Raw genomic sequence first — 24,841 nt, 5'->3', positions numbered from 1 at the left:
TTTTTCTTCCGAACCCGAAGAGATCGCAGCCTTCGACAGCTCCTACAGCCGTGGATGGCGCGTAGAATCACCTTCTGAATCAACGTTGAGGTTTGCAGTGGTGGATTTACCCCAGGGCTTCGTCCTGACCCGGCATTGGCGTGACACACCGGCGGGCACCGAAGTCGAGTTCTGGCTGGCGACCGACAACGGTCCCCGGCGCATCCGCCTGCCTCATCAGCCGTCGGTGGCGTTCATCCCGGCCGACCAGCGCGAGCAGGCCGAAGCGTTGTTGCGCGATGAACACCACGTCGAACTCAAGGCCCTGGCCCTGCTGGACTTCGAACATCGCCCGGTGCTTGGCCTGTATTGCCGCCAGCACGGGCAACTGATGCGCCTGGAAACCGCGCTGCGCCGGGCGGGCGTCGAGGTGTACGAGGCCGATGTGCGCCCGCCGGAGCGCTACATGATGGAGCGGTTCATCACCGCGCCGGTACGCTTTGGCGGCACACCGGGGGCCGATGGCCTGCTGGTCGATGCGCAGATGAAACCCGACCCCGACTACCGACCCAGCCTGAAACTGGTGTCCCTGGATATTGAAACCACCGCCCAGGCCGAGTTGTATTCCATCGCCCTGGAAGGCTGCGGTGAGCGTCAGGTGTATATGCTCGGCCCGCCCAATGGCGACGACAGCGCGGTGGATTTCCAGCTCGAATACTGCGAGTCGCGCACCCAGCTGCTGAAAAAGCTCAATGAATGGTTCGCCCGCCACGACCCCGACGCGATCATCGGCTGGAACGTCGTGCAGTTCGACCTGCGGGTGCTGCATGAACACGCCCGGCGCCTGGCCGTGCCGCTGAAACTGGGACGCGGCGGCGAGGAAATGCAGTGGCGCGAACACGGCAGCGGCAACCACTATTTTGCATCCGCCGCCGGCCGGCTGATCATCGACGGCATCGAATCCCTGCGTTCGGCGACCTGGAGCTTCCCCTCGTTCAGCCTGGAAAACGTCGCGCAAACCCTGCTGGGCGAAGGCAAGTCTATCGATAACCCCTACCAGCGCATGGATGAAATCAACCGCATGTTCGCCGAGGACAAACCGGCGCTGGCCAAGTACAACCTCAAGGACTGCGAGCTGGTCACGCGGATCTTCGCCAAGACCGAATTGCTCAAGTTCCTGCTCGAGCGGGCCAGTGTCACCGGGCTGCCGGCCGATCGCATGGGCGGCTCGGTAGCGGCGTTCACCCACCTCTACATGCCGCTGATGCACCGCCAGGGCTTCGTCGCGCCCAACCTTGGCAGCAAGCCGGCGCAAGCCAGTCCCGGCGGTTTTGTCATGGACTCGCAGCCGGGGCTGTACGAGTCGGTGCTGGTGTTCGATTACAAAAGCCTCTACCCGTCGATCATCCGCACCTTCCTCATTGACCCGGTGGGCCTGATCGAAGGACTCAAGCACCCGGATGACCAGGACTCGGTACCGGGTTTTCGCGGGGCGCGGTTCTCCCGCACCCGGCATTGCCTGCCCGCCATCGTCGCCCGCGTCGCCGAAGGCCGGGAAACCGCCAAGCGCGAGCACAACGCCCCGCTGTCCCAGGCGCTGAAGATCATCATGAACGCGTTCTACGGCGTGTTGGGTTCCAGTGGCTGCCGCTTCTTCGACACGCGCCTGGCGTCATCCATTACCTTGCGCGGCCACGAGATCATGTTGCGCACCCGTGAGCTGATCGAAGCCCAGGGCCACACGGTGATCTACGGCGACACCGACTCGACCTTCGTCTGGCTGCGGCGCGCCCACGGCCAGCAGGAAGCTGCACAGATCGGTCGCGCGCTGGTCGATCACGTCAACCAGTGGTGGCGTGAGCACGTGCGTGAAGCGTATGGCCTGCAAAGCGTGCTGGAACTGCAATACGAAACCCACTACAAACGTTTCCTCATGCCGACCATCCGCGGCGCGGAGGAGGGCAGCAAGAAGCGATATGCGGGGTTGGTCACGCGCGCCGATGGCAGCGACGAGATGATCTACAAGGGCCTGGAAACCGTGCGCACCGACTGGTCGCTGCTGGCCCGGCAATTCCAGCAGGAGCTGTATTCGCTGATCTTCCAGCGCAAGCCCTACCAGGACTATGTGCGCGAGTACGTACGCAAGACCCTGGCCGGGGAGTTCGACGAGCGCCTGATCTATCGCAAGCGCCTGCGCCGCACGCTGGACGACTACCAGCGCAACGTCCCGCCCCATGTGCGGGCGGCGCGGATTGCCGACGATTACAACGATCGCCAGGGCCGCCCGCGGCAGTATCAGAATGGCGGCTGGATCAGCTATGTGATCACGGTCGCCGGCCCAGAGCCACTGGAAATCCGCAGTGCGCCGATCGATTACGACCACTACATCAGCCGGCAACTGCAACCGGTGGCGGACGCGATCCTGCCGTTCGTCGACGACGATTTCTCAACCCTGGTGGGGGGGCAACTGGGCTTGTTTTGAGTCCATCAGCGACAAGGTCCAGTCATCCACGATGCCGTGAAAGTACTGGTTCAAGGCTTGATGAAAGAGGCTGTCGTCGTCGGCGACCTGGGCGAACAACGTCATCGAGGAGCGAAACTTCAGGTCGTCGGGATGGCCGAAAATCGCCGCCACCGAGCGTTGCTCGATGTCCAGCACTTGCTGGGTACAAGTCTTCAGCCGTGCACCCAGCAGCGGATGGTCGAGGTAGGCCTGTGCTTCCTGTCGGGAGCGGATCGCGAAGCGGCGTGACATGTCGCTGTCACCCAGCCCGGCAAATTGCGGAAAAATGAACCACATCCAGTGACTGCGCTTGTGGCCAGCGTCCAGTTCGGCTTGAACCCGGCCGAACACCGGGTTTTGCGCCTGGATAAAGCGTTGCAGGTTAAAGACGTCCGGATGATCGGTGCTTCTCATATCGAAGCCCTCTGTCACCGCGATGGCTTAGACCATGGCCAACCGCTGCTTGCGTTTGGGCGCCTGAAACGCTTGGTCCAGCGCCTCCAGATCCCCAGCCTCCAGCTTCAACTGCGCCGCCTGTGCATTGAGTCGTACGTGTTCGGGGCGGACAGCCTTGGGGATGGCGATCACGCCGTCCTGGCGCAGCAGCCATGCCAGCGAGACCTGGGCAGGCGTGGCGTCGTGGCGGGCAGCTACTTGTTTGAGCGTAGCATTGCCCAGCATTTTTCCTGCCTGGCCGATTGGACAATAGGCCATGACCGGCATCCCGTGTTCCTTGCACCAGGGCAAGAGATCGAATTCTATGCCGCGTTGCTCCAGGTTATAGAGCACCTGATTGGTGGCGCAGTCCTTGTTTGAGAGCGCTTGCAGGTCGTCGAGATCAAGGTTGGACACCCCCCAACGGCCTATCTTGCCGGCTTCACGCAGGCGTTCGAAGGCCTCTACCGTTTCTTCCAGGGGAAACTGGCCACGCCAGTGCAGCAAGTACAGATCGATGCTCTCGGTCTTCATCCGGCGCAGGCTGCGCTCGCACGCCTGGGGAATGCCCTGGCGGCTGGCATTGTGCGGGTAGACCTTGCTGACAAGAAACACCCGATCGCGCTGGCCGGCGATGGCCTCACCCACCACGAGCTCGGCGCCGCCTTCGGCATACATTTCAGCGGTATCGATCAGGGTCATGCCCAGGTCGATACCCAGGCGCAGGGCGGCGACTTCCTCGTGATGGCGGGCGCGGTCTTCGCCCATTTGCCAGGTGCCCTGGCCGATCACGGGTACCTGGGTGCCGGCCAATTGCTGGGTGCGCATGCTTGACTCCTTCTGGTCATTATTGCAGTTGGCATCAGGATAGGCCCTCAGGTTCCATCGCGATCCCCTGTAGGAGCTGGCTCGCCAGCGAAGGCGTCCTCAAGTTCGACCAATCATTCGCGGCTGTACCCGATCTACCGTGGGAGCGAGCCTGCTCGCGATGGAGGTCAACGATGACGCGGTGGGCCTGAAACCCCGTGGTGTTCTCAGGTTTTTCGCGAGCAAGCTTGCTCCTACAGGGCCCGCCGCGCTGGGCAGAACCTCCACCCGGCCTTAGCCAGAGCGAGGCGGCCGGCTTGATGGGATGCGTACGTGTGCCCCTGTTGGGAACCGGTGATCGATTATCAACCCTCGCCACCGCACTTTTCCCCATCTACCGGCTCTATCCATTGCCAGCCGACGGCGATCCCCACCGCCGGCCCATGCCCAAGTTCAACGCCCATGGCTCGAGTTTCACCCCACATTGTCCGCTCCATCCGTCGCCATCGCCTGCTGCTGGCTGGTCTGTCGCTGTTGCTGGTCAGCGGTTGCAGCCACCAGCCAGGCAACGACCTGTTCAGCCAGATACGCGAAGGCAAACCCCAGGAGTTCCTGCAGACCAGCGTCGACCGCATGGCCACGCTGGCCATGCGCGACAACCTCGACAGCCTTTACCTGCTGATGGGCAAGCTGTACCTGCGCAACCCCGACGAGTTGAAAAAATCCGGCTTCCTCGACGCCCGAACCGCGGGCAAGCAGGTGCGCATGGCCATTGAACAGCAGCAGCCGTTGCCCACGCTGGGGGGCAAGAAGGATCTGGCGGCGTTGCGGTTTGCCATGAGCCCGGAGTTTCTCGGCGATCGGGTCGGGGCGTTCATCTATGCCATCGGCAGCATGCTGGTGACCGCCCACGGCAGTCGACTGGAGTTCTACATGACGGACGCGATCAACCCGACGTTCGTCAACAATGCCGCGCGCAACATCGAAATCGCCACCTGGATTCTCAGTCAGCGGCAGAACAAGGACGGCCAGCCCATGTTGTTCTCCAACGAGATCTCGGAGGAGGGCAGCAACCTGAGTTTCGCCGTGGAGTTCGGCAAGATCGTCGCGCGCCTGGATCTGCTGACCCAGATGCTCGACGAACGCTACCGGCGGATCGGCTTGAATTATGCACAGAGCCTGCTGTTGATGAATTTCCTCCCGGTGCAATGATCTGCCGAAGCGACCCGCTCGCGATTCAGGGCATAAAGATAGATCGCATCGATATAACTGGTTATAAGAAATGTCGCTATGCTGCGGGCCAGATTTCCCCCTGCGGTCTTGTGGATGTATCAATGGATCTGTTGAATATCGGGTTGGTCGTGGCCGGGCTTGTGGTCGGCTTTATCGTCGGCATGACGGGCGTCGGTGGCGGGTCGTTGATGACGCCTATCCTGCTATGGTTCGGCATCAACCCGGCAACTGCGGTCGGCACCGATCTGCTGTACGCGGCCATCACCAAATCCAGTGGCGTCCTGGTCCACAGGAAGAACAACAATATCGACTGGCCGATCACCGGTTGGCTGACCCTCGGCAGCGTGCCGGCGGTGGCATTGACCTTGTGGTTCCTCAGCAGTCTGCATTCGGCCCCCGACGCGATGAACGCGATCATCAAGCAGGCGTTGGGCTTTGTCCTGTTCGCCACGGCGTTGGCGATCCTGTTCAAGAAACGCCTGCTCGATTTCGCACACAAGCGCGCCGGCGGCAACTACAACCCCAGCGGTGTGCGTCTCAACGTCCTGACCGTGATCACCGGCCTGGTCCTGGGCACGATGGTCGCCTTGACCTCCATCGGCGCGGGTGCCCTGGGCACCGTGGCATTGTTCATCCTCTATCCGCTGCTGCCGACCCGCCGCCTGGTCGGCACCGAAATCGCCCACGCCGTGCCGCTGACCCTGGTCGCCGGCCTTGGCCATGCGAGCATGGGCAACATGGACTGGCACGTGCTCGGCTACCTGCTGGTCGGTTCGCTGCCGGGGATTTACCTGGGCAGCCACCTGACCGGACGCATTTCCGATGAACTGCTGCGCCCTTGCTTGGCAACGATGCTGGTAGTGATCGGCTACAAACTGGCGTTCTGACCCTCCTCAAGGCAGTGCATACACCCGGAACAGCTTTTTCATCGTCTCGTTGATCCCGCCCAGGTACTGGTCGTATGCCTTCTCGATGGCGCCGGAACGGTAGGCCTCGCTCAAGGCCATGTCGACCAGGAGGCGGAAGTCTTCGTCACCGCGCTCGACGATCATCGCCACCGGGGCGAACTCGAAGATGCGGTCCAGGACCATCAGGTCATTGTTGGCGTTCCCTTTGGCCACCAGGTTTTTCAAGAGTATGCGTTCGGCGAAGAAGGCATCGGCCTTGCGCGCGGCCACCAGTTTGGCACCTTCTTCGGTGTTGGCCACGGTCACCAGCGAAGCGATCACGCCAAGCATGCGCATCCGTTCACGAATCCAGTCTTCGGTTACACCGCCCTCGATGGTGGCGTAGGTCTGGTTGGCCAGGCCGCGGTTGATGGTCGCCCGCCAGGTCGGGCCGGGGTTGGCCTCCTTGCCGTTGAGTGCGTTGAGCAGCGGTTCGGCGGCATCCTTGCGCACCAGTACCGAGAGGCCGGCGGTATACACCGGTATCGAGTAGCTGATCGTCTTGCGCCCTTCGAGGGTAGGCGGAGTCGGCGTGCAGAGGATGTCGACCTTGCCCAGCTTCACCGCGCTGGTCTCTTCGGCGACCGAGACGGGCTGGTAGCGGACCTGCAGGTTGGGCAGGTTGAGCTCGGTCTTGAGCTTGTCGGCGATCTTCAGGCACAGGTCGATGGCATAGCCGCTGGCTTTGTCACCTTCCTGAACGCTGAAGGGCGACAGGTCTGGCACGTAACCCAGGGTGAAGGCATTACTGGTGCGTATGCGCTCCAGGGTGTTGGCACTCGCCACGATCGGCAGCGCGGTGAACACCAGGGCAAGCAGCAGGCGAGTGGTTTTTGCAAATGATACGTTCATGTCCGGATTCCCCGTGTACAAGTCTGAGCAGTCCTGATTGCCATGCCTAAACATTGCCGGTCCTGACCTGGGCAACGCTTGGCGCGTCGACGAAACGCTTGGCGAGGAAGCCATAGAGCAGGTAACCAAAGGCGAGTACCAGCGTGCCGCCCAGTACCGCATCCTTGCCGCAGGCGTAGAGCGCATACAACGAGTAGGCCACCGCGATCAGCAGCACCACCACGTTGCGCGAGTACACCGCGGGCCCCACCTGGGCCTTGTGCATGATCACCAGCAAGCCTGTCAGCGCCGTGATGTAGGGGATCAGGTTGGTCACTGCCGCCAGGCTCACCAGTTTGCTGAACTGTGCAGCGGCGTCGGGAGAGATGGTCGACACGGCCATGAGCGTTTGCAGCACGCCGCAGACGATCATGCCGATCACGGGCGCATCGCTGGCGTTGACTTTGCTGAACAGCTTGAGGAACAGGTTCTGGTCGGCGGTCATCTTCGCGGTCTGGGCCAGGGTGAATTGCCAGCCCAGCAGCGAGCCGATGCAAGCCATGACCGCCAATGCCATCACGATGTTACCCACCAGAGGGCTGAACATCTTCGCGTAGACCAGCGCGAAAGGCGCCGAGGAGTTGGCCAGTTCGGCGTTGGGAATGATGCCCTGGATCACCGTGGTCGACAGCACATAGACCGTGGCGGCACCGAGGGTGCCGAACAGGCAGGCCAGCGGCACGTTGCGCTTGGGGTTCTCCACTGCATCGGTGGCCTGGGCGGCCGATTCCATGCCGAGGAAGGCCCACAGGGTCAGGGGGATGGCTTTGCCGATGGCTTCGGAGATCGCCAGGTTGTTGGGGTTCCAGGCGGCTTCCAGCACCTTGGCGTCGAACCAGAACCAGCCGATGATGCACAGGCCCGCCACCGGAATGATCACGCCCCATACGGTGATCGCGCCGATCTTGCCGGTGATGCTCGGGCCACCGAAGTTGGCGATGATGGTGATCCAGATCAGCCCGACCGTGCCGACGAACAGCGGGATGGCCCCCGTGCTCAGCCAGGGCAGGAAGGCGCTCATGTAGCCGACCGCCGAGATGGCGACGGCGACGTTGGCGATGGCCAGGGACAGGAAGTACAGGTACGAGCAGAGGAAGAACCCCGACTTCGCATGGGCTTCTTCGGTGTAGGCGGACAAGCCGCCGGAGCGTGAGCAGAACACCCCGCACTGGGCGAAGCAGTAGGCGATGGCCATCGAGCCGATCGCCGTGAAAATCCACGACAACAACGAGACGGCACCGAGTTGGGCCATGTTGGTGGGGAGCATGATGATGCCTGACCCCATCATGTTGACCGTGACCAGGGTGGTGAGCCCCATCAGGCCCATTTTCTTGCTTGAATCTGCCATCGCACACTCCTCGCTGTAAGTCGCAGGAAACGCTGATCTTTGAATGGGGCGCGGATCAGGCCTTGAGCACGTATCCATAAGCGCGAATACGCCCGCCTTCTTCTTTCAGGTACACGCCTTGCAGTTCCGGCGTGAAGCCGGGTAAGGCGTTGATGCCATCCTCGAGCGCGAGGAAATATTTGAGCACCGCGCCACCCCAGATTTCCCCCGGTACCACGCACAACACACCGGGTGGATAGGGCAGCGCGCCTTCGGCAGCGATACGGCCATCGGCATCGGCCAGCGCGACCAGCTCGACATTGCCGCGGATGTATTCGATCTGCGCCTGTTGCGGGTTCATGGCTTTTTTCGGGAAGTGCGCCTTGCGGAACATGTCCTTCTGCAACTGCTGCACGTTGTGGCTGCGATAGAGGTCGTGCATTTCCTGGCAGAGCTGGCGGATCGTGTAGTGGCGGTAGCGCTCTTCATAGCGCGCGTAGATGGCCGGCAGCACCCGGCTCATGGGCGCATCATCGCTGAGGAACTGCTCGAAGCGCGCCAGTTGCGCGGCCAGATGGCTCATCTTCGCCCAGTCTTCGGCGGGCGTGAGCAGGAACAAAATCGAGTTGAGGTCGCACTTCTCCGGCACGATGCCGTTCTGGCGCAGGAAGTTGGCCAGGATGCCGGCGTGAATGCCGAAGTCGGTGTAACTGCCGTCAATCGGGTCGATGCCGGGGGTGGTAAACAGCAGCTTGCAGGGGTCGATGAAATATTGCTTGTCGGCATAGCCGGGGAAGGCGTGCCAACGATCCTTGGGATGGAACTCGAAGAAGCGCAGGTCGCTGGCGATGGCGTCGGTGGGGTGGTCCTGCCAGGGGCGGCCGTCGATGGTTTCCGGCACGAAGGGGCGCACCAGGGTGCAGGCTTCCAGGATCAGCTTGCGCGCGTTGATGCCGAACTTCACGCAGTCTTCCCACAGGCGCAAGCCACTGCGGCCGGCATGGATGCGCGCATTCACATCCAGCGAGGCGAACAGCGGGTAGAACGGGCTGGTGGAGGCCTGGGCCATGAACGCGTTGTTTAACCGCGCGTGATTGCAGTAACGCGCCTGGCCCTTGATGTGGCGGTCTTTCTTGTGGATCTGCGAGGCCTGGGAGAAACCGGCCTGCTGTTTGTGCACCGATTGAGTGACGAAAATCCCCGGATCCTCTTCGCCCAGGTCCAACAGCATGGGCGAGCAATCCTTCATCATCGGGATGAACTGTTCGTAGCCCACCCACGCCGAGTCGAACAGGATGTAGTCGCACAGCTTGCCGATGCGGTCGACCACCTGGCGGGCGTTGTAGATGGTGCCGTCATAAGTGCCCAGCTGGATGATTGCCAGGCGAAATGGGCGTGGTAACTCAGCCTTGTCCGGGGCAACTTCCTTGATCAACTCACGCAGGTAGTCTTCTTCAAAGCAATGGGCATCGATGCCGCCGATGAAGCCGTAGGGGTTGCGCGCGGTTTCCAGGTACACCGGCGTGGCACCAGCCTGGAGCAAAGCCCCCTGATGGTTGGATTTATGGTTGTTGCGGTCGAACAGCACCAGGTCGCCGGGCGTCAGCAGCGCGTTGGTGACCACCTTGTTCGAGGCTGATGTGCCGTTGAGCACGAAGTAGGTCTTGTCGGCGTTGAACACGCTGGCGGCATGCTTTTGCGCCAGCAGGGCCGGGCCTTCGTGGATCAGCAGGTCGCCGAGCTTGACGTCGGCGTTGCACAGGTCGGCGCGGAACAGGGTTTCGCCGAAGAAATCGAAGAACTGGCGGCCGGCGGGGTGCTTGCGAAAAAATTGGCCGCCCTGGTGGCCGGGGCAGGCGAAGGTCGCATTGCCGGCCTCGGTGTAGTGCTTGAGGGCGTCGAAGAAGGGGGGCAACAGGTTTTCTTCATAGGCCTTGGCGGCTGTTTCAAGTTGGTTGCCGTAGTACTCGGCATTGTAGCTGGAGAGGTCAAACACCCCGTTGACCAGCAGGATCACCTCGTGCAGGCGCTTGTAGATATCCAGCGCCCGATTGCCGGCGCCTGCGCGCGGAATCACGAGGAACAGCGGGATGTCGAAACCCGTTCGGTGAATGGCATCCAGCGCGCCGCCCATGACATCGTCGACGGTCAGTACCGCGGCGGCAACATCGGTAAAGTCGGTGTGATCAAGGGCAACGATCGGGCGGGAGGTATGGAAGCAATCTAGAACGGCATCGCTTGCTGCGATTTTCAAACCATTCATAACCAGAGTCTCGTGGTCTTACTTGACGTTGAGTTACCGGGGCCATGCCTGCACAGCTGCCTGGGGCCGGGGTCAGTACTGATTGCCCAGTTGGGTATAGTTCATTTTCTTGAAGTTGAACATTTAATGACGTGTTTGGAAGCAGGTCCCGGCTGCTCGATTGGCAGAGGTCGAACCTGGCCTGAAGTGGCCGTGGCACGGGAACTTCAGGGGGGCAGGAGAGGTCAGTAAGGGTCCTGTATCGGAGATTCCGAGCAGTGCTGGTGGCCTGCTTTCATGGCGGTGCCGTCCGAGATCAGCCGAGTCTGCCCCCTGATGCCAATCAAGCCTTTCCTGCCGAGCCTCATCCTGGCGTTCTGCGCCGTCGCGTCGTTTTGCCCGGTGGCTGCCGAGCGAAAAACGCCCGCGCAAAGCAACAGCGCATCAACCACCCTGATCGAAACCGCCTCGCGCCAGTATGAAAGTGGCCAACTGGACCAGGCCGCCGCCACGTTGGAGCGTGCCCTGCATATCCAGCCGAACAACCCCGCGACCCTGCATTACCTCGGCGTGCTGCGCCTGCAGCAAGGGCAATACCAGCAGGCGCAGACCCTGGCATTGCGCTCGAACATGCGGATTGTTGGCAACGAGGCGTTACGCAACCGCAATCTCCAGTTGATCCAGGCGGCGCAGCAGGCCCAGGCTTCGGGTATCCCGCCCAAGGTGCAGGAGAACCCGGTTGCCGTACAGAAGGCCCGCGAAGCGCAAGTGGCTGCTGCAGAACCATCCGCTGCGGACACCGCCACGCTCGCGGGCAACTTCGCTCACGTAGCGGATTCCGCGGCGACTGCGGGGCCACAGAGCGCAGGACAATTCAAGGTGGCTGCGCTAGAACCAGAGCCCGCGTCCGATGAGATAACGATTCCCCGCGGCCATTGGCCACCCCCCGGCCAATGCCGCATCTGGTTCGCCGATCGCCCGCCGGGGCAACAGCCCCCACCCGGCAGCTGCAAGAAGCTGCGCAAACGGGTTCCGCCAGGTGCTTTGCTGATGCACGGTTGAACATCTGATTGTTCTTCTGGCAGGACCCTGTGACCGAAATTGCGCTGCAGCGCCCGAAACGTTTAGTATATGTTTCATATATATTTCGTATTGGGCAAACAGATGGGTATCGTCAAGATTTCAGAAGACATGCATGAGAACCTGCGCGTCGCCAGCGATGCGCTGAGTCGCTCGATCAATGCGCAAGCCGAACACTGGATGCGCATCGGGATGCTGGCCGAGCTCCATCCAGAATTGAATCACAGCGACATCTGCCGCCTGCTGATTCGTGCCGAACTGGCCGGTGGCCTTGATGTAAAACAGCTGTGCGCAGTCGGCGATGTTGGCCAAGGCGCGGTGGTTCATGCAACGTCCGGGGGCAAGCAATGAAGACTAATGTCAAACTCAATACCCCGGCAGAAATAGCCCAGTCGCGCGTGGCGGCCACGCTGGCGGCCGAGGTACTGGCCATGATCACGCCCCATGTGCAGGCAGGGGTGACCACCGACGAACTCGATCGGCTTTGTCACGACTATATCGTCAACGTGCAGAAAGCCATTCCAGGCAATGTCGGCTACCACGGCTTTCCCAAGACCGTGTGCGCCTCCGTCAACGAAGTGGTCTGCCATGGCATCCCTTCGAACAAGATGTTGAAGGATGGCGACATCCTGAACATCGACATTGCCGTGATCAAGGACGGTTGGTACGGCGACACCAGCCGCATGTACTTCGTGGGCGAACCTGCGCCTGAGGCGCGACGCCTGGTCAAGACGACCTATGACGCCATGTGCGCCGGCATCCGCATGGTCCGCCCCGGCGCTACGCTGGGCGACATTGGCCATGCCATCCAGAAGGTGGCCGAAGATGACGGGTTCAGCGTCGTACGTGAATACTGCGGGCATGGCATCGGCAAGATCTATCACGATGAGCCGCAGATCCTTCACTACGGCTACCCAGGCCAGGGAATGAAGTTGAAAGCCGGCATGATTTTCACCATCGAGCCGATGTTGAACCTGGGCAAGCGCCACGTGAAAACCTTGGCCGACGGCTGGACCGTGGTCACCAAGGATCACTCCCTTTCAGCCCAGTGGGAGCATATGGTGGCGGTCACTGAAGATGGCTTCCAAGTGTTGACGGCCTGGCCTGACAGCAGCGATGAATATCCCGCTATTCGCGGGTGAAGATCTCCAGCAGATGCCCGTCCGGGTCATCGAAATACACCCGCCGTCCGCCGCCATGGTCATTGATCTCACCCGGCCGCTGCTTGCCCGGATCGGCCCACCATGGCTGCCCGGTTGCTTGCAGGCGGGCGAAGGCCTGGTCGAATTCGTCGTCGCCGAGCAGGAACGCGTAATGCTGTGAGGCGATCGGCGGGTCGTTGTCATAGAAGTCCAGCGACACCTGGTTGTCGAGCCTGACGACCAGCATCGGCCCGAAGGGCTCCGGTGCCACCAGGCCGAGCAGTTCAACGAGGAAATGGGCCGACCGTTGTTTGTCGCGGCACCAGACGATGGTGTGGTTCAGTCGAACGCTCATGCACGGCTCCTCATGAGGTTGATTTCATGCTTTCAGATTAGCCCAGCCTGTTGCGCAATGACCGCCCTGACCTAAGCTTGGAGCAAGGTGAAACACATTTGCCAAGCGTCACCGGAACGAACGCCGCGATGCGCAATCATTAGAGCGTGGATTACAAAAGGAGATGCGCATGCTCATCAGGTCACTGACCCTGGCTACCTTGCTGGCGATTGCCGGCCCCTTGTTCGCCGCCGATGGCGATTCACCTCTGGATATCGACAAGGGCAGGGCCCGGCCGCTGATCGTGATTGCCCCGAGCACCGTCGACCCCGTGTGGGTCAACCTGAAAAAGTCGCTGGAAGATCCCGCCAACAAGAAGGGGGTCGCCGACCGCAATATCAGGGTCTACAGCGTGCTGAACATGTCTGGCCAACTGGACGGCAAGGATCTCGGCCAACAAGACACCATGGCCTTGATCCGTGCGCTGAAACTGGGTGCCGGCGCACTGCCCAAAGTGATCCTGGTGGGCAAGGACGGCGAGAAGAAACTCGAAAGCTCGGGGGACGAATCCCGATCGGTCGACCTGAAGAAAATCTTCGACACCGTCGATGCCTTGCCGGCGGCAGAGAAGGAAGCTGCGGCTCCAACGCCACCTCCGGTTGCCGAAACACCTCCACCCAAAGGGACTGCCAAGGCTGCAAAAAACGGCAAACCGGCAAAACCGGCCAAGCCGCCGGAAATGCCGGATGATTGAGGCTTTACCGATTTACCACTGGTAGCGATATCCCGCCGTCAATGCCCAGGGCTGCGTAGGCAAGGGCCCTCATCTGCTTCGGAAATTTCCTGCGAAACGTAGCGGCATTGGTGAACTGGTGCGCAGGGGAGTGCGCCGATAACCTTCTCCGGCCGCTGCGAAATCAGTGGTCGGACGTGGAAGTCTGTTCCTTTGCTACTGGCGCGCAATCGCTCGTAAACACCTGTTGGCGTTTTTTATGTCAACATTGTCGTGTTATGGCGGCTGTGCGCGGGGCACTCGCGAGTGCGCCGGGTTCCAGTAGCCCCGGTCTTCCACACCGCGCATAGCTGCCACCCTCATGTGGAAATGAGTGTGGATAGCTCCCATAACTTGCTACTGGAGCTTCACCATGAAAAAGGTCACCCCCAGTCCTCCCGACCCCTTCGATCCCGCTCCACTCTCCGACATCGCCGAACCCGCCGTCAGCGCCCGTCTGCGTAACCCCAGACAATCCGATCCGGTCAGCCATATCTTCACCATCGTCCCTGGCGTTGACACCGCCACCTTGCTCTGCCACGCCTGCGAAACCCTGGCCTCCCTGAACGTCCTCATCACCGATCTGGCCTGCGATCTGGAAAGCTCCAAGCGCAATGTGGCACTGTCGGTTCAGCAATTGGCAGTGGTGGGGGAGTTACTGGTCAATCGGGCGCTGGACAACATCGATCCACCCGAAGGCCTATCGAATGTTTAGCCAGCCGCGCAACAGCTATTGAACGATGTAGCAGGGCGGCGAAGCGGGTGCAGGCGCACGCGCTAAGAGAACATGGGCGACCTCAAGGGGTCGCCCGTTTTTGATGCAGGTAAAAGGTCGTAGCCAGCGATCTTCTGGTCCTCTAATCAGGCCCGTCCCGCACGGCTGGACGCCATCAAACGCCAGGTAGTGAATCGTCCTACAGTTCTGGCGCACCAGTATCGAGACGCGTCCTACGTCATCATCAGAAGCTTCCTATATCAGCTGTCCTTGGCTTCCTGAAAGCTGTCGGGTGCTTGAACGAGGGTGGAAATCCAAGCCTCCCCGTATGCCCAGCCAGCCCAGGGAGGACTGATTTTGTCCAACACACCGCGCATCTTCTTCAACCACAGCCGCCACATATTCACCATCCACCGATTCAACGCCGTCTTCGACGTCCTGGCCTTCGAAGGCCAGGAACACCTCAGCCAGCCCTTCAGCTACCGCATCGAATTCACCTGCGCCGAACAGGACCTCAGCGCCGAACAAATACTCAACAAGGACGCCCGCTTCAGTCTGTATCCGTTGCCGCCAAAGCCGCCTTACCCCGGCCTGCCAGTGCCCGAGTACAAGCCGTTGCGCAGCCTGTATGGCGTGGTCAACACCTTCCAGCGCCTGTCCAGCTCCCGCGACGAAGCCCGCTACGAAATCACCCTGCAACCGCGCCTGGCCCTGCTCGATCGCGGCCGTCAGTACCGCCTGTACCAGCAACAGTCGGTGCCGGAGATCGTCGAGCACATCCTGCGCAGCCGCCACGATTTCCTCGGCCAGCATTTCCTGTTCCAGCTGGTGCGCGAATACCCCCGTCGCGAGCAGGTCATGCAATACGGCGAAAGCGACCTCAAGTTCATCGAGCGCCTGCTGGCCGAGGTCGGCATCTGGTACCGCTTCAGCCACGACGACCGCCTGCACATCGACGTCGTCGAATTCCACGACGACCAGCGTCACTACCAGTTCGGCGTGCAGCTGCCATTTCGTCCACCGTCCGGCTTCGCCAGTGGCGAAGACGGTGTGTGGGACCTGCAGACCCGCCACCAGGTGGTGGAAAAATCCATCAACTTCCGCGCCTATCACCACCGCGATACGCGGGCCTGGCTCGATGGCGAGGTCGACCAGACCCGCGGCACCACGACCACCACCTACGGCGAGGCCTACCACTACGCCGAACCCTACCGCGTGCTCGGCGATCGCCTCGACCAGGACGAAGACCTGCAAAGCGAAAGCGGTTTTTTCTACGCCCGCCTGCGTCACGAACGTTACCTCAACAGCCAGACCCACCTCAGCGGCGCCAGCAGCAGCGCCACCCTGGCACCGGGCCAGGTGCTGAAAATCGCCGACGCGCCCCAGGCCTTTACCCCCGGCGCAGTGATCACCGGCCTGCACACCTGCGCGGCCCGCGACCGCAGCATCGAAGTAAATTTCGAGGCCATCCCCTACGCGGAAATGGTCTGCTTCCGCCCGCAAGTCCCGCCCAAACCGATCATCGCCGGCACCCTGCCGGCCCGCGTCACCAGCGGCAAAGCCAACGATCCCTACGCCGAAATCGACCTCGAAGGCCGCTACAAGGTCAACTTCCTGTTCGATCGCGACCCCTGGAAGCTCGGCCAGGAAAGCATGTGGCTGCGCCAGGCACGCCCCTACGCCGGCGACACCCACGGCCTGCACCTGCCGCTGATCTGCGGCACCGAAGTCGCCATCGCCTTCGAACAGGGCGACCCCGACCGCCCCTACATCGCCCACGCCCTGCACGACAGCGACCACCCGGACCACGTGACCCTGCGCAACTACAAACGCAACGTGCTGCGCACTCCGGCGAACAACAAGCTGCGCATGGAGGACAACCGCGGCGAGGAGCACGTCAAGCTCAGTACCGAGCACAGTGGCAAGAGCCAGTTGAACCTGGGGCATTTGGTGGATGCGCAGAAGCAGAACGGGGGGAGGGGTTTGAGTTGAGGACGGACGGTCATGGCGCCATTCGTGGCGGCAAGGGGTTATTCATCAGTGCCGAGGAGCAGCCCAAGGCGCAGGGCCATCAACTCGATATGGACGCGGCCATTGCCCAACTGGAAAGCGCCCTGTCACTGGCCCGCTCCCTGGCCGAGGCGGCGCGCAGCGCACAGGCCACGCCAGGCGATACCGACAGCCAGCAACGTTTGACCGAGGCCCTCAAAGGCCTGGCGCAACCGGGCGTGCTGCTGCATGCCCCGGCGGGCATCGGCCTGGTAAGCCCCGAGGCTGTCTGCGTGTCTTCGGGCGCTGAAAGCGTGGCGATCGTCGCCGCACACAACACCGATATCAGCGCCGGACAGGACATCACCGCCACCGCCGACGGCGGGGTCAGCTTGCTGGCCCAGCGCGCGGCCCTGCAACTCAAGGCCGCCCACGGCAAGGTCGAGCTGCATGCCCTCGACAACGAACTGCATGCCCTGGCCATGACCGACATCAGGATCGAAAGCCTGACCGGTCGCTTGCACTTCAGCGCACCGAAGGAAGTGCTGATCGACTGTGGCGGTGCCTACATCCGCATGAAAGACGGCGAGATCGAGCTGGGTGCCCCCGGCAACATCTATCTGAAGGGCGCGCATGTGCAAAAACTCGGCGCCACGAGCGTGAGCACGCCGATCACGCCGCTCCGGCCGGGTTACTCCGGGCGTTACACCCTGAAGGATGAGGCGCAGACACCCCAACCGTTCATCAACTACCGAATCACCACGCGGCAGGGTGCGGTGTTGACCGGGGTGACCGATCGGCAGGGGCAGACCCGGAATGTTCATAGCCTGTTGCCGGGAGGATTGAAGATTGAATTTCCTGACAAGACATCAGTGTCTGGTCCAGGGCACTGGGTGACCGTTGATCATGATTATCACGGTCTGAAGAACACCGCGCTCATGGTGCTCAATCGCCTGACGTCAATGGGTGAAGAGGGAAGGGTCTTCGGATCGGAGGGCAAGGATTATGAAAATACCAAGCGCGACAAAATTCAGGAATGGAAACCTCTACCTGACGATAGCGAAGACTCTCTGAAGTCAGAATCTGCCATTCATGTATACGGGATTAAAAGAACAATCACTCAAGCCTTTCTGGAGGGGGAGGATGCCTGGGCAAAAGGTGGGCGCTCCTGGTATTGGCAACCTGCTGCCGGTGATGATGTATATGAAAAGAAGGTGGAGAAAAAATGACCAGGAATAAGGTGTGTTTATTTTGGGGTGGGATGGATCTGATATATGTCGGTCGGTTCTGTTATCTGAATTTCTCTCAAGGGAAAGTGCCGCTATATAGTGATGTGCAGTCTTTTGTCAGGTTGAGCTCTGATCATGGTTATATTTCGTATTTGATGTTCTTAATGTCGTTGGTCTTGAATATTTCAATAATTTTTTCAATGTTTTTGTTGTTGCGAGGGTCGCGTTTTGCATCGCGTCTAGCCTATGCGCAGGTACCTTTCAGGTTGTTGTTTGGAGTGCCGTCCCTTTCAGTTTTAGTTTGGGGTGCGACAGCTGTTGGAGCGACGTCCGCAGCATTTTTGATGGGGTTGTTGTTATTTTCAGAAATCCTGAAGGTTGTTTCAATAAGGCTCAAGTTGACGCGTGGCTTGAGTGAATAGGTCATTAACTCGCCAGGTTTGCTCATTTTGTTAATGAGTAAAGACGCCACTCAATGGCATATAACCATCAAATAATAGAGATACCAAAGGGCTGATATGGACGACACCTTGCACTATACGGATACACTGGGCTCGAACAAGGATGTTATTCGCAGCACAATCAATGCACAAACGCTCTGGATCGAATTCCAGTTGCTTGACGAGCAAGGCGAGCCTTTATCCAACCTGCCCTGGCGGGCGCAGAACGAGGCCACACGCACGGCCTATGTGCCTGAGTATGGCGGTCAGACCGATGCCCAGGGGATGATTCGTATCGAGGGTCTGCACCGGTTGCCTCTCACCTTGCTGATGGCAGTCGAACCCTTGGCTGAATTGCTGCAGGGCCGTCGCCTGCGCGCCGAGCGCCCCGAACCGCCGCGCCCCGGCGTGGCTGATCGCACGCCGCTGTATGGTCCGCAGCGTCCGGACTTCTCACCGATCGAGCAACAGGCAGTCGCGGCTGGTCATGGTTATCAGTACCTGCGGGTTGGCCAACTCTGCGATCAACGGCCGACGTTTGATCCACCCCTGGCCGATCCCGATGAGCTACCGGCCTTTCACTTTCCGGATCGGACCTTCGGCGGATTTACCCTCGACGCCGAGCAGTTGAACCGTCGTCATGTGCTGGAAGTTTGCCCGCTGCGTGCCTGGTCGCTGGTGTTGCATCACCAGCCGCAGTACAGCCTGGCCAATGCTTATAACCTGGGGCTGATGAGTATTTTGGCGTACAGCAGAAAAGAACCGGCGGATCTTGGCTCGGCCGAGCAGTTTTTCCTGCAGCAATGTCAGGACTTGTCACGTACGCCGCGGGTATGGGACGACGGCGAGGCTTGGCCCTGCCTGGTCACCGATGTGCCCTTTGGTCAGCGTTATACCCAGGCATTGACGCTCGACACAGGCAAGGCTGATCCGCCGGAAGGCAATACGCAGTTTTTCTTTGCCATCAATGCTTCCCAGGTGCTGGTGGGGTGGCGTGGCACCGAGATGGGTGGGCTTACCGATCTAGGCACCGATGCGACCTTTCGCCCTGTAAAGCCGGAGGTTCAGGCACAGTGTGATTCCAAGGCACCCTGCGCCGGCCTGGCGCCGGAGGGCAGTGTGCACCTGGGCTTTCGCGATGCGTTCGAGTTGGCCAGGAGGATTTATACCAAGGACTTGTGCAAGACGATTCTCGATGACGCTTTCGACAAAGAGTTGTTCATCTGCGGGCATAGTCTCGGCGGTGCGCTGGGACTGGTACATGCCGCATCCCTCAAGGCACAAAAACCACTGATATACACCTACGGCATGCCGCGCACCTTCACTCTCAAGGCGGTGCAGGGCCTGAGCGAAATCCCACATTTCCGCCACGTCAATGACATCGACCTGATCCCCAGCGTTCCGCCCGAAGCCGCATTGGACAATTACCTGTATGACCTCTATGGCCCATTGGGTACCACGCTGGGGTTTACCTGGTCGTTGCTGCAATTGACTGCCAGCCAGGTGTTCCGTCATGGCGATCCTTTTTGTCATCACGGCGAAATCGCCATGTTCTTCAAAGCCGAACAGCACATGGAGCTGCGGGGCTCACAGTATCCCGCTTATCGCAACAAGGAAGGGCTTGGCGCGCCTTACCGCACCACCATCACTCGACGCCTGCAGGAAAAGGCCAAGCTGTACCTGGTTCCGAGCCTGAGCCCTGAGGATGACCCGCGGGCCGAGCAAGCGCAGCAGCGATTGACCACCTCGCTGACTGCCGGGAGCCGGGACCGGTATTTCCCGCCCTTCAGCAATCCCAAGACAGGCCGGGTCGTGGGCATCTTCAAACACTTCATGTCGGAGTACCAGCCGTATATCCACAACCAGTTGCTGGAATGCCTTGACCCTGAACGCGATCCATTGCTGGAGCGACAGGTACAGCGACAAAAATTCGCACAGCAAATGCTCGAGCACTCCGAGCGAGCGCCCACGTATGAACTGTTACGCAATCGAGTGTTCCTGGATTTGCAGAGTCTGCTTGGCCAGGCCTTGCACATTACCCGGACATCGGAAGGTGGGGCCGAGGCGCTGCAACGTTTTGATGTCGCAGCCAGCCTTCGGCCCCGTTACGAGAAAACCTACGGTTGAGCCCGTTAGCACCGTCAAGGACAGACCATGATCAAGAAGACGGCCGTCGCATTACTCGCCCTGTTGGTGAGCCTCAGTGGTTGCGCCAAGGATTACAGTCTGGCACCGCCAGCGGAAAGCGATCAGATGACCATCACCGTGAAAGTGCCCAAGGAGCTCGTAGCGGAAACCCTTGAGGTGATGTACCGCTCGGCCATCTGTAAGCGCATCACCCACGGAGCCAGTGGGCAACGCATTGAGATGGAGGGCTATCACGGCATCGATTTGCAATTACAACAGCAGGGGCAGAGCGATCTTTACCAGGCCAGGTTGTCAATGGATGGTGGCGGTGCATGTCAATGGTATTTAAGCAATGTGATATTTGGTGTCGCTTACAAGAACCCCAAGCGTTTCGGCGAGAACGTGACCTACGGTGCCGGAGGCGGTGTGGTTGTAATGTTTGATGAAAATCGCCCTTTGAGGAGTTCCGGGCTGCCAATAAAAGTTGAAGGAGATTTGACGGTAAAAAAAGATTATTTCCCTTGGTTAAGTGAAGCCTTTCTTGGAGGTCACAGAAAGCAAATCAGCCTGACGGGTGAGGGTGGGATTTATTTGATGTACCAAGCATTACAGGCTCGACAAGTGTATTTCGAGCCCGTCTTGCATTCCGATTTCTTGGTCACTTCGGTGCAACCGAAAGTGAAGAAGAAGGGTAACCACACCGCTTTCACCTATCCAGACGGCATTGTCGTCACGGATGGTCGGTCCAAGCCGAACATTCTAAAACTGCAGGCCATCCGGCTGGCGGCGGAGAGCAAAAAATGACTTTCCTGCATCACGCCAAGCGAGCCCTCCTGCCCGTCGTGTTACTCGCCATCGCCGTCAGTCTCAGCGGTTGTGCCAGGATTACGACTTGGCACCGCCAGCAGACAGCGAACAGATGACCATCACCGTGAAAGTGCCCAAGGAGCTCGTAGCGGAAACCCTTGGGGTGATGTACCGCTCGGCCATCTGTAAGCGCATCTCTCAAGGGGCCAGTGGGCAACGCATCGAGTTGGAGGGCTATCAAGGCATCGAAGTGCAATTGCAACAGCAAGGGCAAAATGATCTTTATACCGCCAAGTTGCCAATGGACGGCGGCGGTGCCTGCCAATGGCATTTGAGCAACGTGATGTTTGGTGTCGCCTACAAGGATCCCACGCATTTTGGCGAGAATGTGACATACGGCGCAGGAGGTGGGGTGACTGTAATGTTTGACCACAATCGCCCTTTGAGAAGTTCAGGGCTGCCAATAAAAGTTGAAGGGGATTTGACGATAAAAAAAGATTACTACCCTTGGTTAAGTGAGGCCTTTCTTGGAGGATACAAAAAGCAGATAAGCCTAGCGGGAGAGGGCGATATTTACCTGATGTATCAAGCACTGCAAGCGCGCAAAGTATATTTCGAGCCCATCCTGCATTCCGGTTTCATAGTGTATTCGGCTGGACCAAAAATAAAAAAAGAAGGCAATTACACCAGCATCATTTATCCCGATGGAAGTTTTGAGGCGGATGGCCGTTATGGGCCGAATTTCCGAAAGCTGCAGGCAATCCGTCTGGCAGCGGAGGAATAAATAGTGAAAGTTACGACTCTCTTGAGTTAAGCAATACCGTGGTTAAATTTCAGCATATTTGACAGGGCTTAGGTCAGGCAGCTATTCATGAACGAATGGGGAGGGAGTGTATAAGGGTTTTTGAAGTGGCTTTCCATTGACTCGTTTTTCGGTGGATAAGTTAATTAAGTTATTTGACTGGCCATGTATCAGATTTTTATCTTTGGGCGATCTTTGGGAGTAATAAATATGTGCAAAGGATTTGTGTTGTTGGGTGACAAAACCACCCACGACGGAGAGGTTATTTCCGCTTCCTCCACGACTTTGGTTCATGGCAAGCCGGTGGCTTTGGTGGGTGACGAGGTCAGTTGTCCGCGGCATGGGGACAACCCGATTGTCGAAGGTTGCCCTGATTGGTCTGAAAATGGCCGGGAGTTGGTGGTCGATGGCTGCCGCAGTGAATGCGGTTGCCGGTTGATTTCCAGCGCTCCCGATTGCGTGGTGGGGTGAGCCATGGGTTGGGATCGTCAGCCACCTGAAGAGGTAGTAACACCAGTGCCTCCGGTAATGGTGCGGTGGGTTGTGGCGGCCGGCATGGCAATGCTGGCCTGTGTGCTGCTGTTCCTGCTGTACGCCTCCGAGCGGTTTCCACAGTTGCAGGCATTGAATGTATGGGCAGTGTCCGGTTCGCCGTTGCTGATCTGGGGGCTGGCTTTCGCCGCCCGCGCCCATGCTCATGGACGTGCTCTGAGCCAGCAGCAGTTCCTGGAAGAGGAAACGCAAGCGGCGCAGCAAGCCTGGAATTCGTGGGCGCAACGTTATCTGGCGGTGCATGGCAGCTGTGTGCTGCTGCCGGATCAGGTGACGGCCGCGATGCTGGTTCAAGGCTCACCCGGTGTGCCGCCTCGTACAGGTTTGGCCCGGCGTATCGCACACTTGCCAGCGCAGGGCGGTGATCGCCTGCAGGCTGGGTTGCAGCAACTATTTGAGGCGTTACAGCCGACCTTGCTGGCCTTGCCGCGGGAGCAGGAACTGCGGGTCACCCTGTTGAATGATGGCGAACCCGGGCAGCAGGAAGCATTGCGCAACGCCTGGCAGCGGAGTTGGTCCGCGACGATGGATCGAGCGCAGCCACCGGAGGACACCTTGACCAGTGAATTGTCGTATCAGTGGATTGACCAAAAGCTCAAAACAGCCAGCTCGGCCTTCGAATTGATCCTGGTACTGCAGCTATACGGCGATGCGGTGTATTCCGACGGACTCGCGGCATTGCTACTGTCTCCCGATGGTTTGGCGGGCACAGGAGAACTGCCAGTGGTGGGAGGCTTGTTGCGTCCGATGCCGCTGGACGTCAGTGAACTGCAGAACGAGGTGGCGTTGTTTCTTCAGACCCAGACCAGTGCCCGTCAGGCCACAGGCTTGCTGGCAGACAGCATTGCCTGTCAGCCACTGGCCGGCAAGATTTTGGCTGCCGGAGATGTTCACGGCGCTTCGTCGAGAGTACAGCAGCAATGGATTCAGGAGCCGCTGTGCGGGCTGCCAGGCCCCTTTAGCAGTTGGCTGATTGCGGCGCTTGGCGTGGAAATGGTTCGACATCAGCGCCGACCTCTCCTGATGCTGTCTCAGGGCCAATCGCAACATTGGATCAGCACCGTCACCATGGGAGCGTTGCCATGAAAATCAGGAATAGCGCTTGGCGCCGAGGGGGGGCATTGGTGTGGGTCAGCACGCTGATGGTGGCATTGGCATGGACGATCTGGAGTTATGGAGATCGGCTGGGACTGGTGGAAAACCACCACAAGGTATTCACTTTTTTACTGACCGTTGCCATCGCAATACTGGCTAACGCGGCACCCCGCTTGTTGATGCATTTCAGCCGCCTTAGTCACCGTCAGCAAGGGTTGGCGGATAAGGTCTACCCCGAAACGGACGCGAGTCTGGTACCACCTAGCAAGCCAGCGATTCGGTTCACCGAGGTACGCGACTATCTTCGCGCGTCCTACGGCCCCCTCTGGCGCCTCAAAGTCCGCCTGCTTTTGGTCGTCGGCGAACCCGAACAGATCGAAGCCATCGCCCCCGGTCTGACCACCCAGTTCTTCCTCCACGGACAAGACACCGTGCTGCTCTACGGCGGTAGCGTGCAGTCGCCAACGCTGTTCAGCCAATGGAAGGGTTTGAGTCGCTGGCGTACCCTCGATGGCGTCGTCTGGGCCTTGAACGCGGAACAGACCACCGACGCCGCAGCGCTCGGCGAAAACGTGCGGCGTCTGTGCGATCTGGCGCGAGCGCTGCATTGGCAGTTGCCGCTGCACCTGTGGCAGGTCTGCGACAGTGGCTGGCTTCAGCACGGGCGCCCGATGCAGCCGGTGGGTTGCGCGTTGCCCGCCGGATTCACTGTCGTCGAGTTGGAGAAACGACTGGAGCAATTGCTCGAGCCCCTGCGCCAGGAGGGCCTGGAGCAGATGCGTGGGCAGATGCAGCATGACTTTTTGCTGCGCCTGTCCCGCGATCTGCAGAGCGAGGGCATTGCCCGCTGGCGTCAGGCGCTGGCACCGTTGCTCGACGAGTTGGCCGGGAGCGTGCCGTTGCGCGGGTTGTGGTTCAGCCTGCCGTTACCGGAGGTGTCGCCGGTTCCCAATAACCGCAGTCACTTCTGGTCGATAGCGCCGGTATGGCAAGGCGTGCTCGGCGATAAAAAATCACACGCCCGTCGACTCGGCTGGCCCGCGATCCGCATTGCGCAGGCCCTGATGCTCGCCTTGGCACTGGCCTGGAGCGCCGGCATGCTACTGTCCTTCGCCACCAACCGCGTGCACATCGCCCAGGTGCAAACTTCGCTGGCGACCTTGCAACACTCATCAACCCCTGACGAACAATTCCTCGCCCTGAATGACCTGACCCGCGAACTGGGCCGCCTGGAATACCGCGCCACCCACGGCACCCCTTGGTATCAGCGCTTCGGCCTGAACAAAAACCCACAACTGCTGCAAATGCTATGGCCCACCTACGTCGAGGCCAACCAGCGCCTGCTGCGCGACCCGGCCGTGACCAGCCTGCAACAGCGACTCACCACCCTGAT

The 24,841-nt window shown here is 60.0% G+C and carries 21 protein-coding genes and 1 pseudogene; 16 read left to right on the top strand and 6 right to left on the bottom strand.

All coding sequences use genetic code 11. The features are described from left to right. Positions 1–100: 100 nt before the first annotated feature. Positions 101–2,461 (top strand): DNA polymerase II, encoded by a 2,361-nt coding sequence (locus NQL71_RS09170; protein ID WP_274642634.1) that lies wholly within the window; start codon positions 101–103, stop codon positions 2,459–2,461. On the opposite strand, the gene NQL71_RS09165 is transcribed toward NQL71_RS09170, so the two are convergent. Beyond that, positions 2,426–2,896, bottom strand: a complete 471-nt coding sequence (locus NQL71_RS09165) for a DUF1810 domain-containing protein (RefSeq protein ID WP_077183903.1) — start codon at positions 2,894–2,896, stop codon at positions 2,426–2,428. The two genes, NQL71_RS09170 and NQL71_RS09165, sit on opposite strands and share 36 nt — an antisense overlap. 27 nt (positions 2,897–2,923) lie before the next feature. Continuing rightward, positions 2,924–3,745, bottom strand: coding sequence for an aldo/keto reductase (locus NQL71_RS09160; RefSeq protein ID WP_166622830.1), 822 nt, complete (start codon positions 3,743–3,745; stop codon positions 2,924–2,926). Positions 3,746–4,186: 441 nt separating this feature from the next. On the opposite strand from NQL71_RS09160, the gene NQL71_RS09155 reads away from it, so the two are divergent. Continuing rightward, entirely contained in the window at positions 4,187–4,936 is a 750-nt protein-coding gene (locus tag NQL71_RS09155; protein WP_166622829.1) for a hypothetical protein, read from the top strand. A gap of 122 nt (positions 4,937–5,058) precedes the next feature. Then, the gene (locus NQL71_RS09150) at positions 5,059–5,844 is read left to right on the top strand and encodes a sulfite exporter TauE/SafE family protein (RefSeq protein ID WP_046819577.1); all 786 of its coding nucleotides are present in this window, start codon (positions 5,059–5,061) and stop codon (positions 5,842–5,844) included. A 6-nt stretch (positions 5,845–5,850) separates the two neighbouring features. Here the strand turns inward: NQL71_RS09150 and NQL71_RS09145 are convergent, their stop codons facing one another. From NQL71_RS09145 to speF, 3 genes are read right to left on the bottom strand one after another with little or no spacing between them, the layout of a single operon-like run. Next, positions 5,851–6,756: an amino acid ABC transporter substrate-binding protein gene (locus NQL71_RS09145; RefSeq protein WP_274642545.1), complete on the bottom strand. Its 906-nt coding sequence runs from the start codon at positions 6,754–6,756 to the stop codon at positions 5,851–5,853. A 46-nt stretch (positions 6,757–6,802) separates the two neighbouring features. Then, positions 6,803–8,143: a putrescine-ornithine antiporter gene (potE, locus tag NQL71_RS09140; RefSeq protein ID WP_077183899.1), complete on the bottom strand. Its 1,341-nt coding sequence runs from the start codon at positions 8,141–8,143 to the stop codon at positions 6,803–6,805. A 55-nt stretch (positions 8,144–8,198) separates the two neighbouring features. Beyond that, positions 8,199–10,385 (bottom strand): ornithine decarboxylase SpeF, encoded by a 2,187-nt coding sequence (gene speF / locus NQL71_RS09135; RefSeq protein ID WP_077183898.1) that lies wholly within the window; start codon positions 10,383–10,385, stop codon positions 8,199–8,201. A gap of 315 nt (positions 10,386–10,700) precedes the next feature. Between speF and NQL71_RS09130 the strand changes: the two genes are divergently transcribed. The 3 genes from NQL71_RS09130 (at position 10,701) to map (ending at position 12,586) form a co-directional block, all read left to right on the top strand. Beyond that, on the top strand, positions 10,701–11,426 hold the full coding sequence (locus NQL71_RS09130; RefSeq protein WP_046817016.1) for a tetratricopeptide repeat protein: 726 nt from the start codon (positions 10,701–10,703) through the stop codon (positions 11,424–11,426). Between the two features lie 102 nt (positions 11,427–11,528). Next, positions 11,529–11,795: a ParD-like family protein gene (locus tag NQL71_RS09125; protein WP_046817015.1), complete on the top strand. Its 267-nt coding sequence runs from the start codon at positions 11,529–11,531 to the stop codon at positions 11,793–11,795. Further along, a complete protein-coding gene (gene map, locus NQL71_RS09120; RefSeq protein ID WP_274642544.1) occupies positions 11,792–12,586 on the top strand; it encodes a type I methionyl aminopeptidase in 795 nt (264 codons plus the stop codon). Before NQL71_RS09125 ends, map begins: the two co-directional genes overlap by 4 nt. On the opposite strand, the gene NQL71_RS09115 is transcribed toward map, so the two are convergent. After that, positions 12,573–12,941 (bottom strand): VOC family protein, encoded by a 369-nt coding sequence (locus NQL71_RS09115; protein WP_077183897.1) that lies wholly within the window; start codon positions 12,939–12,941, stop codon positions 12,573–12,575. The genes map and NQL71_RS09115 overlap by 14 nt on opposite strands. Positions 12,942–13,110: 169 nt before the next feature. Between NQL71_RS09115 and NQL71_RS09110 the strand changes: the two genes are divergently transcribed. The 10 genes and pseudogenes from NQL71_RS09110 to NQL71_RS09065 form a co-directional block, all read left to right on the top strand. Continuing rightward, complete coding sequence (locus NQL71_RS09110) at positions 13,111–13,674, top strand: DUF4174 domain-containing protein (RefSeq protein ID WP_046816975.1); 564 nt, start codon at positions 13,111–13,113, stop codon at positions 13,672–13,674. Between the two features lie 391 nt (positions 13,675–14,065). After that, positions 14,066–14,407: a DUF6124 family protein gene (locus NQL71_RS09105; RefSeq protein ID WP_274642543.1), complete on the top strand. Its 342-nt coding sequence runs from the start codon at positions 14,066–14,068 to the stop codon at positions 14,405–14,407. Positions 14,408–14,764: 357 nt separating this feature from the next. Then, positions 14,765–17,079: pseudogene (locus NQL71_RS09100) on the top strand (type VI secretion system Vgr family protein); the annotation flags it as partial. Positions 17,080–17,621: 542 nt separating this feature from the next. After that, complete coding sequence (locus NQL71_RS09095) at positions 17,622–18,047, top strand: hypothetical protein (RefSeq protein WP_274642542.1); 426 nt, start codon at positions 17,622–17,624, stop codon at positions 18,045–18,047. Between the two features lie 108 nt (positions 18,048–18,155). After that, the gene (locus tag NQL71_RS09090) at positions 18,156–20,192 is read left to right on the top strand and encodes a lipase family protein (protein WP_343228873.1); all 2,037 of its coding nucleotides are present in this window, start codon (positions 18,156–18,158) and stop codon (positions 20,190–20,192) included. A 27-nt stretch (positions 20,193–20,219) separates the two neighbouring features. Next, on the top strand, positions 20,220–20,996 hold the full coding sequence (locus tag NQL71_RS09085) for a hypothetical protein (RefSeq protein WP_248688011.1): 777 nt from the start codon (positions 20,220–20,222) through the stop codon (positions 20,994–20,996). 88 nt (positions 20,997–21,084) lie between these two features. After that, entirely contained in the window at positions 21,085–21,783 is a 699-nt protein-coding gene (locus tag NQL71_RS09080) for a hypothetical protein (protein ID WP_274642540.1), read from the top strand. A 228-nt stretch (positions 21,784–22,011) separates the two neighbouring features. Beyond that, positions 22,012–22,272 carry a PAAR domain-containing protein gene (locus tag NQL71_RS09075; RefSeq protein WP_274642539.1) on the top strand — a complete coding sequence of 87 codons (261 nt, stop codon included), beginning with the start codon at positions 22,012–22,014 and terminating at the stop codon, positions 22,270–22,272. A gap of 3 nt (positions 22,273–22,275) precedes the next feature. After that, positions 22,276–23,439 carry a KPHS_23130 family T6SS system protein gene (locus NQL71_RS09070; protein WP_507189790.1) on the top strand — a complete coding sequence of 388 codons (1,164 nt, stop codon included), beginning with the start codon at positions 22,276–22,278 and terminating at the stop codon, positions 23,437–23,439. Next, on the top strand, positions 23,436–24,841 hold a 1,406-nt coding region (locus NQL71_RS09065), incomplete at its 3' end, for an ImcF-related family protein (protein ID WP_274642537.1). The genes NQL71_RS09070 and NQL71_RS09065, both read left to right, overlap by 4 nt.

Source organism: Pseudomonas serbica, assembly GCF_028823535.1.
Taxonomy (GTDB): domain Bacteria; phylum Pseudomonadota; class Gammaproteobacteria; order Pseudomonadales; family Pseudomonadaceae; genus Aquipseudomonas; species Aquipseudomonas serbica.
The sequence above is the reverse complement of the archived record's forward strand: the minus strand, read 5'-3'. Positions and strand labels throughout refer to the sequence as shown.